Source organism: Amniculibacterium sp. G2-70, from assembly GCF_014353055.1.
Lineage (GTDB): Bacteria > Bacteroidota > Bacteroidia > Flavobacteriales > Weeksellaceae > Amniculibacterium > Amniculibacterium aquaticum.
The window spans coordinates 1,282,495-1,295,699 of record NZ_CP060698.1; the positions used below are offsets into that span (position 1 = coordinate 1,282,495).

Annotated in this window: 13 protein-coding genes; 4 read left to right on the forward strand and 9 right to left on the reverse strand. The window is 38.6% G+C overall.

From position 1 onward, the window contains the following. The first annotated feature begins 119 nt into the window (after positions 1-119). The 3 genes from H9Q20_RS05870 (at position 120) to H9Q20_RS05880 (ending at position 3,992) form a co-directional block, all read left to right on the forward strand. Positions 120-449 (forward strand): hypothetical protein, encoded by a 330-nt coding sequence (locus tag H9Q20_RS05870; protein ID WP_124642021.1) that lies wholly within the window; start codon positions 120-122, stop codon positions 447-449. Between the two features lie 11 nt (positions 450-460). Next, positions 461-1,279, forward strand: coding sequence for a GLPGLI family protein (locus H9Q20_RS05875; protein WP_124642019.1), 819 nt, complete (start codon positions 461-463; stop codon positions 1,277-1,279). Between the two features lie 67 nt (positions 1,280-1,346). Next, on the forward strand, positions 1,347-3,992 hold the full coding sequence (locus H9Q20_RS05880; protein WP_187478520.1) for a TonB-dependent receptor: 2,646 nt from the start codon (positions 1,347-1,349) through the stop codon (positions 3,990-3,992). On the opposite strand, the gene H9Q20_RS05885 is transcribed toward H9Q20_RS05880, so the two are convergent. The 3 genes from H9Q20_RS05885 to H9Q20_RS05895 all read right to left on the reverse strand — a co-directional run bounded on the left by H9Q20_RS05885 (position 3,989) and on the right by H9Q20_RS05895 (position 7,506). Further along, a complete protein-coding gene (locus H9Q20_RS05885; protein WP_124642015.1) occupies positions 3,989-5,080 on the reverse strand; it encodes an AI-2E family transporter in 1,092 nt (363 codons plus the stop codon). The genes H9Q20_RS05880 and H9Q20_RS05885 overlap by 4 nt on opposite strands. 60 nt (positions 5,081-5,140) lie before the next feature. Next, positions 5,141-6,979 carry an ABC transporter ATP-binding protein gene (locus H9Q20_RS05890; RefSeq protein WP_124642013.1) on the reverse strand — a complete coding sequence of 613 codons (1,839 nt, stop codon included), beginning with the start codon at positions 6,977-6,979 and terminating at the stop codon, positions 5,141-5,143. Between the two features lie 137 nt (positions 6,980-7,116). After that, a complete protein-coding gene (locus tag H9Q20_RS05895; protein WP_187478521.1) occupies positions 7,117-7,506 on the reverse strand; it encodes a DUF4293 family protein in 390 nt (129 codons plus the stop codon). A 153-nt stretch (positions 7,507-7,659) separates the two neighbouring features. Here H9Q20_RS05895 and rho point away from each other — a divergent pair, with 153 nt between their 5' ends. Beyond that, a complete protein-coding gene (gene rho, locus H9Q20_RS05900; protein ID WP_124642009.1) occupies positions 7,660-9,468 on the forward strand; it encodes a transcription termination factor Rho in 1,809 nt (602 codons plus the stop codon). Positions 9,469-9,572: 104 nt separating this feature from the next. Here the strand turns inward: rho and H9Q20_RS05905 are convergent, their stop codons facing one another. The 6 genes from H9Q20_RS05905 to H9Q20_RS05930 are packed head-to-tail and all read right to left on the reverse strand — an operon-like array spanning position 9,573 to position 13,197. Then, entirely contained in the window at positions 9,573-9,962 is a 390-nt protein-coding gene (locus H9Q20_RS05905; protein WP_124642006.1) for a hypothetical protein, read from the reverse strand. A gap of 13 nt (positions 9,963-9,975) precedes the next feature. Then, positions 9,976-10,287: a phosphoribosylpyrophosphate synthetase gene (locus H9Q20_RS05910; protein WP_124642004.1), complete on the reverse strand. Its 312-nt coding sequence runs from the start codon at positions 10,285-10,287 to the stop codon at positions 9,976-9,978. 55 nt (positions 10,288-10,342) lie between these two features. Next, positions 10,343-10,774 (reverse strand): RrF2 family transcriptional regulator, encoded by a 432-nt coding sequence (locus H9Q20_RS05915; protein ID WP_124642002.1) that lies wholly within the window; start codon positions 10,772-10,774, stop codon positions 10,343-10,345. Between the two features lie 2 nt (positions 10,775-10,776). Then, positions 10,777-11,103, reverse strand: coding sequence for a metal-sulfur cluster assembly factor (locus H9Q20_RS05920; protein ID WP_124642000.1), 327 nt, complete (start codon positions 11,101-11,103; stop codon positions 10,777-10,779). Next, positions 11,100-12,377, reverse strand: a complete 1,278-nt coding sequence (locus tag H9Q20_RS05925) for a cytochrome C oxidase subunit I (protein ID WP_124641998.1) — start codon at positions 12,375-12,377, stop codon at positions 11,100-11,102. Before H9Q20_RS05925 ends, H9Q20_RS05920 begins: the two co-directional genes overlap by 4 nt. Before the next feature lie 4 nt (positions 12,378-12,381). Further along, positions 12,382-13,197: a DUF2249 domain-containing protein gene (locus tag H9Q20_RS05930; RefSeq protein WP_124641996.1), complete on the reverse strand. Its 816-nt coding sequence runs from the start codon at positions 13,195-13,197 to the stop codon at positions 12,382-12,384. Between the last annotated feature and the right edge of the window lie 8 nt (positions 13,198-13,205).

Below are 13,205 nucleotides of genomic sequence, written 5' to 3' on the forward strand. Positions count from 1 at the left end.
TAAAATATTTAACAAAAATTACCGCTTTTTCTTGCGCAATTGTTTTTTTTTTTTTTTTGCTTTGTCAAATCTTTGCAAAGATGAAAATTAAATTTTAACAATTTTTAAACAAAAAAACAATGAAAAAATTAGCATTAGGGCTGTTACTAACGGCCGGTATCTGCGGAAACGCTTGGGCAAGTGAGGGGAAGGTTGTAGAGAAAAAAGACAACAAAGTGCAAAAAGCAATTCTGAAAATCGCAACTGTAAAAAGTGGCGGTGGTGGCTTGGATATGTTTCTTGCACCAGGCGATTGCTTAATTCTAACTGAAGTAACTTTCAGAGATCAAAATGGTGTAAAAACAGGAAGTAGTACACAAGCAACAATTGGACATGGTGATCAATGCAAAAATGCTGTTGGTGGCTATAAAACAAATAAAATAGATGTATCATTAGAAGGAACAATCTAATTATTATTAATATGAGTAAGCTTATATCTTTTTTACTACTGTTTCCTACTATATTTTTTTCACAAAATAAATTAGTTGTAGAATATGCTGAAATATGGGGTTCAAATATTCATTCATGCACAATGATAGAAAATAACAACAAAACCTATTTTTTTCAAATTGGCAATGAAAAGAACACCCCTTCCGCAGAGCAGATTTTATCTGAAAACTATACGATTAAAGATATAGGCTATCTCATTTCTAGAGAAAATAACTTGTTTTATCTTACCGGTCTTATCCCGAAATTACGAAATACAATTGCCGAAGACAATGCTCCTCCCATACAATGGAAAATAACAAATGAAACTTCGGAAATATTAGGTTTTCCCTGTAAAAAAGCAATTGGGAATTTTAGAGGTAGAGAAGTTTATGCTTATTTTACCCCTCAAATATCAACCAATTCAGGTCCTTGGAAATATTATGGATTGCCCGGTTTAATCCTTAAAGCCGGAGACTCGGATGACAAAATTGTATTTGTAGCAACAAGAGTTTTACTAAATTCTAAATTAGATGTATCGGATAAATTGCATAATCACATTGATGAAATGATGCTAAAAAAAATAACAATAAAAGAATTTGTTGATATTGAAAATGATTTTATTATTAAAATGAAAAATAGAATCAGAGCATCTTCTCCACCTGGAACATTTTGGTTGTCTGATTACCTACGAAGCGAAGAAAGAGAACTGCAATTCGAATGGGAAAAAGAACCCTTAAAAATACAATCGGACCAATTAATAAATGCTGAACAAAAACAAATAATAAATGCAATTAATAATAAAAATAAATAATTGCAAGTAGTAAAAATATTGGACAAAAAAGGAGTATTTTGCTCCTTTTTGTTTTAGAAGAAAATAGATGAAATACCTTTTGCTCATTTTTTGCTGTGCCCTATTTTCGGCACAGACCACCATCAAAGGAAAGTTACAATCCAGCGACCAAAATCCCCTGTCCAGAGCCAACATTATATTGCTGGACAAAAACGGAAACATAGACACCTACGCACTGTCTTCGGCAGATGGCAGCTTCAGCATGGTCACCAACAGCTACGGAGACTTTACCGTAGAGATCAACGCTATGGGACATACCTCTGCCAAACAAAAAGTCTCTTTCATCCGCAAAGGCACCGTAATAGACCTAAAAACTTTGGTGTTAGAAAAGATCAACACCAAGGACATCAAAGAAGTGGTCATCACCAGGAGCAATCCCATCAAAATAAAAAAAGACACGGTAGAATACACCGCTTCCAAATTCACCAACGGTACCGAACAAAATGTAGAAGACCTTCTGAAAAAATTACCCGGCGTAACCGTCCTGAACGATGGAAAAATAAAAGTCGGCGACAAAGAAGTAGAGCGAGTGATGGTAGAAAACGACGACCTTTTCGAAAGAGGCTACCAAACCCTTACCAAAAATATGCCGACCAAACCGGTGGAGAAAGTACAAATCCTGAAAAATTATTCTAAAAACAAACTCCTGAAAGGGGTTGAGAAAAGTGAAGGGATCGCCATAAACCTCACCCTGAAGGAAGACGCCAAAGACCAATGGTTCGGGAATGTCTATCTGGCAAGCACCTCATACATCGAGGACATGAGGCAGGGAAAAATAAACCTGATGAATTTTTCCAAAAGAAAAAAAATATATCTTCTGTACAACGCCAACAACCTTGGACTGAACGAAATGAACGGCGTGAGCTATCTGATCAATCCAGAGTCCAACAAAACGGTAGAAAATGTAGGTAACGAAATATCAACCCTTTCCATGCTGAATCTCCACCAGAAAAACTACAGCTTTGGCGACGAAAGGACCAACTTCAACAACGACCAATTGGCGTCCATCAATTACATTTACAATTTCAAAAAAGATTGGAAACTAAAGGCCGTTACCATCTACAACACCACAGAAAACCGCAATTATACCGACAGTTACTACCGTTTCAATTACGGAGGTACTGCCTTTGCCAATTCCGAAAACAAAACCTGGAAACAAAACAACAGAAATGTGGTCGGAAAATTGGAAATAAGCAAGGAAAACAAGAAGAGCAATTTGGTTTTCTACACCAAATTTTCATCCCTCAACGAGGACAACGACAACCAATTCATCTTCAACAGTGTACCCAACTTTCAAAAAGGAGACAACCGACTTTCGGCCTTAGAAAATCGTTTGGTGTACACCAAAAAAATAGACTCGTCACAAGCCTTAGTTGCCGTGGCAAGGTACATACACCAAGATCGTCCGTATCGTTTTTCTGAAGACAACAATTTGGCAAGCATCATATCCGGAAATCCTTTGGCAAAAATCATGCATCAAGAACTGAATTCGGGATTGGAATTTGGGGGAGTAAAACTCTCGTGGCTCAATAATTTTTCTAAAGACCAGAACCTGCAAATACAGACCGGTACCGATCTTAGAAAACACCAGCTGAGCTCCAACCTACAAGTCTTGGATGCCAACAATCAGGCGTTGATTTTTGACCATTCGCTCTATCAGAATGATGTTGATTTTAGGAAAAATCAAATATTCAACCAAATCGATTACAACCTGACTTGGAAAAAAGATTGGAAACTTACGGCTCAGGTTTTCAACCAATATCTTTGGACCGAATTTAACCAAAATAAAAAAGAAAAACTTTCCGTATCGCCTTCATTCAACCTCAGTTACGGAACTTTTAGATTCGGAACTTTGTCCATCAATGCCTCGAAGCGATATTCCACAACCGAGGTGGACAATTTGTACACCGGATACATCTATCAAGGAAACCGATATTTTAAAAGCAACGACCTGGATTTCGCACTTATGCCCAGCTACAATGCTGGAATTACCTACAACCGTGGCGATCAGTTGACCAGAAACTTGATGCTTTCTGTAAGTTATACCAAGAATGAAAATTACCTGTCCAGCAAATCCATCATCAACCCCAATTATTCTTTCTACCAATCCATTTTGGTGAATGACAGTTCGCTTTTTATGTCGATGTTGGAACTGAAGAGGTATATAAAATTTATTAAATCCAGAATTTCCATCAATACAACCTATACCCAATCCGATTATAAAAGCAGTGTAAACAATCAGCCGATGATGAAAACCAAGTTCAGCAACCTAAAAACAGGATTTGAAATGAAGTCCGGATTTCTCTTCAATTTCAATTATGAATTGGGTTACGATTGGAATTTTAGTTTTGTGAAAACCGAAATGGGCAACAACAATTACCTGAACCAAAAAGGCTTTGTCAATTTGTATTATAACCTTAGCAAAACCGTGGTTAGCAAACTTAAATATGAGTATTATAAATCCGGAAATTCCAATCAGAAAAACACCCAATTTTTGGATTTCAACCTGAATTATAACTCTGCGAAATACAAAGCAGGATTTTTCATCCAGGCCAACAATTTACTGAATACCAAAGAAATTTTAACCTACAGCTTGGACAATGTCAGCGAAAGCGCCTACATCCAAAGGTTGCTCCCACTGCATATTGTTGTGGGCATCAATAAAAGTTTCTAGTCGTTTTGCACCACATCTTCCGTGGTTGCTGACAGTGCATTGCCTTCATCATCCACCAAAACAGAGTTGGGTTTGGACAAAAATTCGTTGTGATACACCTGGATCAACAAAAGCGTGATGGACACCAAAATAGGTCCAAACACAAGGCCCATAAATCCGAAAATCTCCAAGCCCAAAATAATTCCAAAAACGGTATTGAGAGGATGTATGTCTTCTAATTTTTTCAATAAAGTAAAACGCAGAATATTGTCGGTAAGCCCGACTATTACTACACAATATGCAATAAGCCAAATGCCGTTATTGTCGCCCATTGCCATCATATAAATCCCCACCGGGACATATACAATTGCAGCACCCACAATAGGCAGCATGGAGGTGATGAAGGTAAGGACAAACAAAAGCATGGGATTGGGCGCGCCCAGAATCCAATAACCAATAAGTGCAATAATGGCTTGTCCCAAAGCCACCACAGGTATTCCCACAGCATTGGCAACCACCATGCTCATAATTTTGTTTCCAATTCGTTCCGTGTTGGCTTTTTTTAGTGGGACAATTGTGGTTAATATCTTTTCGAATTTCCTAGGATTGGTCATCATAAAATACAAGATAAAATACATGGAAAATACGACAGTCAGTGCGTTGAAAGTCCCACTAAGTAGCGTTCCGGACATTTTAGCTACCCATCCTTGCAGTTTTTCCATAAGATCTTTGTCCAATATATCGATGTTGAATTTCAACTTCAGATAGACATGGATTTTTTCTAAAAACTCAGTGAAATTGCCCAGATACATTTGTGCATTTCCAAATTTGGAAATCAACACATCCACCAAAAAATAGAGGGGCAAGATCAAAACAATCCCCGAAAGCAAAAAGATAGAAGAGGTTGCCAACCACGGCGCCCACTTTCGTTTTTCTAAAAGATAAAAATTAAGTTTCCTACAAAGAATGTACAAGGTTAGCGCTCCCAACAAGGATGGTAAAAACATGGACAAATGCCAAAGGACAACCCCAGACAACAAAATAATTACCGCGAGTAAAAACAATTGCTTGATAACAACTCCACCGATGGGATTATTGGGTAGGTTCATAAAAAAAAATTTATCAAATATAAAAAAACAACAGCTTGGCTGTTGTTTTACTTCTTACAATTAACTAAAATTCTGGAGTTCTACCAATTTTCTATAGACCCCGTTCCTTTCCAAAAGTTCTTGGTGCGTCCCTTGTTCTACAATCTCACCTCTTTCCATAACCACGATAAGGTCGGCTTTTTGTATGGTCGAAAGTCGATGAGCAATCACCAACGAGGTGCGGTTTTCCATCATTTTTTCCAAGGCTTCTTGTACAGCTCTTTCGCTTTCGGTATCCAATGCCGAGGTGGCTTCGTCCAAAATCATGATCGGTGGATTTTTAAGTACGGCTCTCGCGATGGAAACCCTTTGCTTCTGTCCGCCAGACAATTTGCCTCCATCGTCTCCAATATTGGTGTTGTAGCTTTCGGGCAGGTTGGTAATGAATTGATCGGCATTTGCAATTTTAGCAGCATGAACAACCTCTTCCATAGAAGCTTCAGGCTTGCCCATCAAAATATTATGGCATACGGTATCGTTAAAAAGCACCGACTCTTGGGTTACCATTCCCAAAAGATGGTGGTATTCCTTCAGTTTTAAATTTTTAACATTTATGCCATCCACGAGTATTTCACCTTCAGAAACATCATAAAATCTGGCCATAAGATTGGCTACGGTTGTCTTTCCAGAACCCGATTGTCCGACCAAAGCCACGGTTTTTCCTTTGGGTACGGTCAGCGAAAAGTTTTTCAAAATGACATTATCCCTGTCGTAATAAAAACCAATATTTTTAAATTCTATTTGATGGTTCAGCGTAGATATGGACACCGGATTTTCCACCTCTTCCACTTTCAAATCGTAATCCAACACTTCCGACACTCTTTCTAAACTTGCCATCCCACCTTGTATGGACGATACGGCCGATGACATTTTTTTGGCAGGATCCAAGATTTGGAAAAACATTCCTATAAATACCAAAAAGGTTTCGGGTTCCATGGTGTGTTCTTGTAAAATTTGTTTTCCGGCAAACCAAGTGATCATTAAAATCGTTACCGATCCCAAAAACTCGGAAGACGGTGATGCCAACTCTCGTCTTCGGCTCATAGCGATTACGAAACGCTGCCAATTGTCCGTGGTTTCGTTAAACCTATTTTTCAAAATGGTATCGGCAGAAAATATTTTTATGACTTTGGACGATTTCAAAGTTTCATCGACTAAAGAAAAAAGGTTGGACAATTCAGCCTGTGCAAAATGCGCCTGTCTTTTCAAAGACTTTCCAACTGCTGAGATTATCCATCCCATAATCGGAAATACCAATAGGGAAAACAATGTTAAATTGGGAGAAAGTAAAAACAATGCTACCAAAGACGAAATGATCATGAAGGGTGCGTTGATGATGTCTACCAAACTTCCCATAATCCCGGCTTCTACTGCACCGATGTCGTTGGATATCCTGGACATCATGTCGCCTTTTCTTTGTTCCGTAAAAAAGGAAACCGGAAGTTTTAAGAACTTGTCGTACATAGCGGTTCTAAGGTCTTTGGTAATCCCCACTCGATAATTCACCAAAAGATATGCCCCCAAGTATCTGAAAATATTTCTTAGCAAAAAGGCAAAAGCCGTAACCGCACACAAAACTGCAAGTACCGAAACGGCGCCGTGTTGCTCAATATTCAACTGGATTTTGTAGTAACCCAAGTCTTTTATGTAGGAAAAATAATCTCCAAAACTACCGTTCCACACTGGTGATTTTGAGGTATCTACTTTTTCTACCGTCCCAAACATCAAACCAAGAATAGGCAGCATCGTTCCAACTGAAAATATATTGAGTAACGAATACAAGAGGTTAAAAAACATACTGATCCAAAGATATTTTTGATGAGGTTTGGCGAAGTAAAGTATTCTTTTTGTGGGTTTCATTTATAAAAATTAAGAGACAAAAATACGCTTTCTTGGAGAAACAAACGACTAAATGAAAGGTCCGAAATAAAATAGATAAAAAAAGCAGTCTCCCGAATTGGAAAACTGCTCTCACTCAAAAAAAAATCGTTGTTGGTCTATCGAAGTCGGTCTACAGATTTTACAAGCTTCTCGTCCTTGCGAATAAAAACATTCGCGATAAGCAAACAAATGATTGCCAAGATTGGAAAGATCAGCTCAATACCCTTCTCAGGAAAGGAAATTCCTCCGGATAAGTTAAGTAGCCAAAACGACAATAATCCTATCAACAAAGCGTTTATCAACATACCGATGGTATTCAGTAGGATTTGTCTTTTTCTGTTGTTATAACTAAAAATACCCAAGCCTCCGATGAGGATCAGAATAACCGTAGCAATGTTCAGTACTGGAAATCCCGATACGATTTCTACATCTTGTGAAGTCACAAAGAGTGCAACAGCACAAAGTACTGCTAATAACATCCAGATGGTTTGAATTCTTTGTAGCATTTTCGTTAAATCTGGACAAAAGTAATAAAATTTTGTGTTTTTCAAAAATTAATGTAGTTTTGCAATAGAAATACTTCACATTCCAAATGGAAGTCACCTGACTTTCACTATCTTAAACAACTAATTAAAATAGTTTACGAACATTAATAATATATGTATAACATTGAAACCTTAAGGTCTAAATCCGACACGGAGGTGACCACTATTCTAAAAGGTTTGGGTTTGAAGGCGGCAAAAAATGCTAGCGAAAACGACAAAATCTTTGCAATACTTGATTTTCAGGCTTCTAATCCTAAAGTTGCAAAAGAGTACTTCAACACCAACGAAAAACCTTTAGAACCAGAAATAACAGAAAAACCAAAGGCGAGAAAACCCAAAGCAGCACCGAAAAAACCGACGACAAAAGCAAAATCGGCACCAGAAACTGCAGAAGCTGCGCCTAAATTGGAAGAAACACCAACAGCAGAACCCATACAAGAGATAGAAATCTCTACGGAACAACCCGCTGAAACCGAAAGCACAGCAAACCAACCAACTGCTGCACAGAAAAAGAAAAGACAAAGATTAGCTCCTGCAAATCCACCAGCAACCGCAAGTGAAACTGCAGAGAATCTTACCGCTACCGCTACTGAAAACAGTCCTATCGCAAACGAGCAAGTAACTGCCGAAACCAGCACTACCGAAACACCAGCATTGCCACAGCCAAAAAAACAGCATCCACAAAAAAATCAAAACAGGCAATCCCAAAACAACAATCCCAACAACAAGCAACACCAGCAAAACCAAAATCAAAACCAACAAAACTCGGAAAATAAACCCGAAGTGGAGGCCAAAAAAGAATTCAACTTTGATGGCATGGTTACGATAGAAGGCGTTTTGGAGATATTACCGGATAATTACGGATTTTTGAGATCCCCGGACTTCTCATACATTTCGTCACCGGATGATGTGTATGTTTCTACCAGCCAAATCCGAAATTATGGATTAAAAACCGGCGATACGGTAAAAGGCATCGTTCGATTGCCAAAAGAAGGCGAAAAATATTTTTCTCTCATGAAACCTACTGAGGTGAACGGTAGAGATTTGGCCTTCATCAAAGACCGGGTTGCATTTGAGTATCTTACACCGCTTTTCCCACAGGAAAAATTTAATTTAGCCGGAAAGAACTCAACAAAATCTACAAGAATTGTCGATCTTTTTGCACCGATTGGAAAAGGACAAAGAGCCATGATTGTTGCCCAACCAAAAACGGGTAAAACCATGTTGCTGAAAGACATTGCCAATGCCATTTCTGCCAACCATCCGGAAGCCTACATGATGGTACTTTTGATCGACGAAAGACCGGAAGAGGTAACCGACATGGAAAGAAGTGTGAATGCAGAAGTGATCGCATCTACCTTTGATGAAGCTGCTGACAAGCATGTGAAAGTCGCCAATCTGGTACTTGCAAAAGCCCAAAGAATGGTTGAATGCGGACACGATGTGGTAATCCTTTTGGACTCCATCACCCGATTGGCGAGAGCGTACAACACCGTAACACCGGCCTCAGGAAAAATTCTTTCCGGTGGGGTTGATGCCAATGCCCTGCACAAGCCAAAAAGATTTTTTGGTGCAGCAAGAAAAATTGAAGGTGGAGGATCTTTAACCATTGTTGCCACAGCATTGATCGATACCGGCTCGAAAATGGACGAGGTGATCTTTGAAGAATTTAAAGGAACAGGAAATATGGAACTGCAATTGGATAGAAAAATTGCCAACAAGAGAATCTATCCGGCAATTGACTTGGTTTCATCCAGCACCAGAAGAGACGACCTTTTGATGGATGCCGTTACGCAACAACGCATGTGGATTCTTAGAAAATACCTTTCAGAAATGAATCCTTTAGAGGCTATGGAATTTGTGGACAAAAGCATTCGCAACACCCTAAGCAATGAGGAATTTTTAATGAGCATGAACAAATAATCCCTCTCTGAAACCCAAACAAAAGGCTGAACGACAAAGTGGTTCAGCCTTTTGTTTTGACCATAATTGGTCAATAATCTAAATTTTCATGGGTCTCTAAAATTTTAGGAAGCCATGGTCAATAGAATAAAACTTTCCTTGTTTGCTAACAAATGATGCGGGATCAAGGGTTGCAAAGAAATCATTTTGCCAACCGTCAATACCACTGAGGTTTCTTCTGTAGAAAACTGAATTTCGCCTTCCAATACCTGAACAGAAATCTGAGCATTTGCCGTATGTTTTTTCAATTCGGCTTGGTCGTGAAGTCCGATAAGTACAATTTTCATTTTCTCGGATTTGAAAATGGTGATGGCATTTTTCTCACCGGTTTTCCAAGTGGTCTCGGATTTTATTTGTTGAATGTATTTTTGCAAATCCATTTCAACCAAATTATCGTTCAAGATTCTATTTCCTTCCGGTCTTAAGGGTGTAGCGTCGTTTGATTTTTGTTCCATTCTCAATTTATTTTTATGAATTGTGTTTTCTCAACTTTTCAATTAATGCCGATGAAAATTCATCAGAATAAACACCGTATCCATTTACCAATATTCCTTTGGTATTAAATTTTGAAGAAGAAATGGCATAGACCACAGCTTCATCATCCGGATCGGTCTGTCCGTCAAAACGATAAATTGCATCAATTTCGAACTCGTCGGCGGTTAGCTGATGTTCGTTTTTGTGGCATACGACACAATCATCGTGTAAATTAAAATCCAAGATGTAACCTTCTTTTCTTAGCGCATTGATGGTTTCGGAAAGTGTTCCGTAATTTGTTTCCATAATAATTGATTTAGAATGATTTAAAGTTACAAAAAATAAATAAAAGCCTGGGTCGTTAATCCATTAAAAAAGCCAAACCGTGCGTTACAGGATCGCAGAGATCCATAATTCTTTTTTCTCGGAAAATTTTTTCAACCAACTCTCTTGCCACTTTGTATTCGTTATGAATGGGGCACGGATGGGTTTCTGAGCATTTACTCAATCCCAAGCCACATTCTTTGAAAATGGTTTTCCCTTCTATGGTTTCCACAATATTGAAGATGGGTTGCTCTTGTTGAATTTCGGTTAAATAAAACCCACCACTGGGCCCTTTCAAACTGTTGATGATCTTATGTTTTACCAAAGTTTGTAAGGTTTTGCCCACGGTATGTTCACTGGCATTGATCTGTTCTGCCACCTCTTTGATGCCCGTTTTTTCGCCTTCCGAGCTTTTCCCGGAAAGGTAGATAACCGCTTTTATGGCTGTTTTACAAGTTAGGCTCAACATGGTTAATATCCTAAAAATTCTTGACCTTCCGGAGAAATTTTACTGGAGTCCCAAGCCGGTTCAAAAGTCAATTCAACTTTTATTTTCCAATCTGTAAATGCCGACTGTATGGATTCGGTAACATTACTCACAATGCTGTCGCCCATTGGGCAAAACTGCGAAGTTAGTGTCATGATGGTGTACACGGTTTTTTCTTCCTCTTCAATAAATTCGATTTGATAGATCAGTCCCAAATCGACCACATTCAGTCCAATTTCTGGGTCATCTACAAAATACAATCCTTTAAGTGCCAATTCGCACTTTTCTTGGTCATTGGTTTCTACTGTCATATCTGTTTAGGTTTGTGTAAAAATACGATCATTACATTCATCACATACAAAAGGGCCGAAAGTACCAGAAGCGCAGCTCCTGACTTCAGCACCATGTCGTGGCCGGTAACAATTCCAAAAATAAATATAATAAATCCTACTAAGTAGGCGATGAGCATGATGTAAAAAATAGAATCGTTGAACAACTCTTTGGGCGCAGGAGTTTTTCCGGCGTGTGCTTTTTTGTGATACGAACGATTCCAAACGATGAAGGGCAAGGTCTTGAAGGTCATCCCGAAAATAATGGCGGTTATCCACCCAAAGAAAATACAAAATCCGTACAGCATGCCCAACTTCCCTTGATTTTCGCTGTTGGATAGAGCTATTACAAAAGAAATGACCACAATGGGTATAAACATTTGAACAACCGAAATCAGTGAGGTTTTCATTTGCAGATCCACATTCTTTCTAATTCTTACCTTGTAGGCTTGATAACAATAATTTCCAAATAAAAATATTCCCACTAATGCCGAAACGATAGGCAATAGCAAAGTTACGCTCCCAAAATCCATTAACTTGATGGCAATGAAAGCCAGTAAAGAAAAATTGACCAATCCATAAATCCATTGTAATGTCTTTTTGCTTTGATACTTTGAAATCAAAAACATGGGTATCAGTCTGGAACCCACTCCTAAAACCATCATCAAAAACCAACCTAAAATCCCAAGATGCGCATGCAAAGAAAGGTATTTCACCGATTCTGAAGGTAAAAAAGCATAGGTAAAATTAAATACCAAAAGCATCCCAAAAACGGTGGTGGTCAAAAGCCAAACGGTTGCTGTGGACATGAACCACGCATGCATATTGGCTTTGTGATTTCTAAAAACACTTACCAAAACATTGATAAAAAAAGACAGAACACCCGTATTGATAAGTAGGGCACCACATTGGGTAAGGTGCCCAAAATTAAACTCATAAAAACCGTAAGCCAACATCGGAATCCCCAATGCGGTGAATACAAAAGAAATGTATCCTAAAACGGTGCTGTACAACCTGCCTTCGATCAGTACTGGCAGCAATTGGTGAGAGGCTCCCAAAATAATCATGGTGCCCCAACCCAGCGCCATAATATGCGTGATGGAAAGAACTATAGGGCTGAAATAATGATCCTGTCCAGCATCTGAATGCGTAAACAGAAAAATGCACGCCAATAAAAATGAAACGGCGGCATAAAAATAAAAAGGCAATACCACTTTGTATGAAGTAGTCTGCTGCAGTCCAGCAACTGGAAACATAATTTTAGAAATTAAATATCAACAAATACACTTCGCCTTCTTGCACTTCTTTGATGCGGTAGTCGAAGTTTCTATCTTTCAGTTCGGTTAATAAAAATACCGGGATTCTTTTGTGATAAACGAACAACGCTTTCCCGGAAGATAGGGTCTCCAAACTTTCCAAAATGGTCATCATCGGCATGGGCATTTCCATTTGTCTTACATCGACCTCTACCAAATTATTTTCATATTTTTTTAACAAAATTTCCCAATCTCCACTATCCTGTCCTTCCACAACGGCATCTTGTACGGTATTTTGTTCTTTTTTGGAGTAAAAATAAGTATCGATTTTATCGGCCGATACACGATCTACAAAATACTGAAATCCTTGTTTTTCCAACAATTTTATCAGGGGTACCGGTTCGAAAGTGTTTACAATTTTCAAGGCTTCGTCGGCTTTCAAATCTTTCACTTTTTGCTGAATTTGTTTCAAGGGATCGCTACCACTTGCCAACATTTCCCGAACATCAAAATCTATAATTTTATCGGCTCCAATAGCTTTCAGTTCTTGTGGAATGGGCTTTCTTTCTTCTTCAGCTTCAACCGCTACGGCTTGTGCATCGACTTCAAAACCCAAAGGCTTCAATGCTTTAAAAAAATCTTCAGGAGTGCACCCTCCAATTTTTGATGCCATGGCAATGCTCGTCCTTCCCGCCATCAGTTTTCGAAGAATGGGATTTCTAAGTTTTTTAAAATCCGGACTGATGCTAATGATGGTTTCCAATGCATCCGGATGATGCTTGAGCAAGGCTGCGATTTTGGTTTGTTCGTTTATAAGCATGAAAATAG

Excerpts from the sequence above, each read along its gene's own strand:
- H9Q20_RS05880 (WP_187478520.1), top strand. The coding sequence starts at position 1,347 with ATGAAATACCTTTTGCTCATTTTTTGCTGTGCCCTATTTTCGGCACAG.
- H9Q20_RS05885 (WP_124642015.1), bottom strand. The coding sequence starts at position 5,080 with ATGAACCTACCCAATAATCCCATCGGTGGAGTTGTTATCAAGCAATTG.
- H9Q20_RS05895 (WP_187478521.1), bottom strand. The coding sequence starts at position 7,506 with ATGCTACAAAGAATTCAAACCATCTGGATGTTATTAGCAGTACTTTGT.
- H9Q20_RS05890 (WP_124642013.1), bottom strand. The coding sequence starts at position 6,979 with ATGAAACCCACAAAAAGAATACTTTACTTCGCCAAACCTCATCAAAAA.
- H9Q20_RS05925 (WP_124641998.1), bottom strand. The coding sequence starts at position 12,377 with ATGTTTCCAGTTGCTGGACTGCAGCAGACTACTTCATACAAAGTGGTA.
- H9Q20_RS05915 (WP_124642002.1), bottom strand. The coding sequence starts at position 10,774 with ATGTTGAGCCTAACTTGTAAAACAGCCATAAAAGCGGTTATCTACCTT.
- H9Q20_RS05930 (WP_124641996.1), bottom strand. The coding sequence starts at position 13,197 with ATGCTTATAAACGAACAAACCAAAATCGCAGCCTTGCTCAAGCATCAT.
- H9Q20_RS05870 (WP_124642021.1), top strand. The coding sequence starts at position 120 with ATGAAAAAATTAGCATTAGGGCTGTTACTAACGGCCGGTATCTGCGGA.
- H9Q20_RS05910 (WP_124642004.1), bottom strand. The coding sequence starts at position 10,287 with ATGGAAACAAATTACGGAACACTTTCCGAAACCATCAATGCGCTAAGA.
- H9Q20_RS05920 (WP_124642000.1), bottom strand. The coding sequence starts at position 11,103 with ATGACAGTAGAAACCAATGACCAAGAAAAGTGCGAATTGGCACTTAAA.
- H9Q20_RS05875 (WP_124642019.1), top strand. The coding sequence starts at position 461 with ATGAGTAAGCTTATATCTTTTTTACTACTGTTTCCTACTATATTTTTT.
- H9Q20_RS05905 (WP_124642006.1), bottom strand. The coding sequence starts at position 9,962 with ATGGAACAAAAATCAAACGACGCTACACCCTTAAGACCGGAAGGAAAT.
- rho (WP_124642009.1), top strand. The coding sequence starts at position 7,660 with ATGTATAACATTGAAACCTTAAGGTCTAAATCCGACACGGAGGTGACC.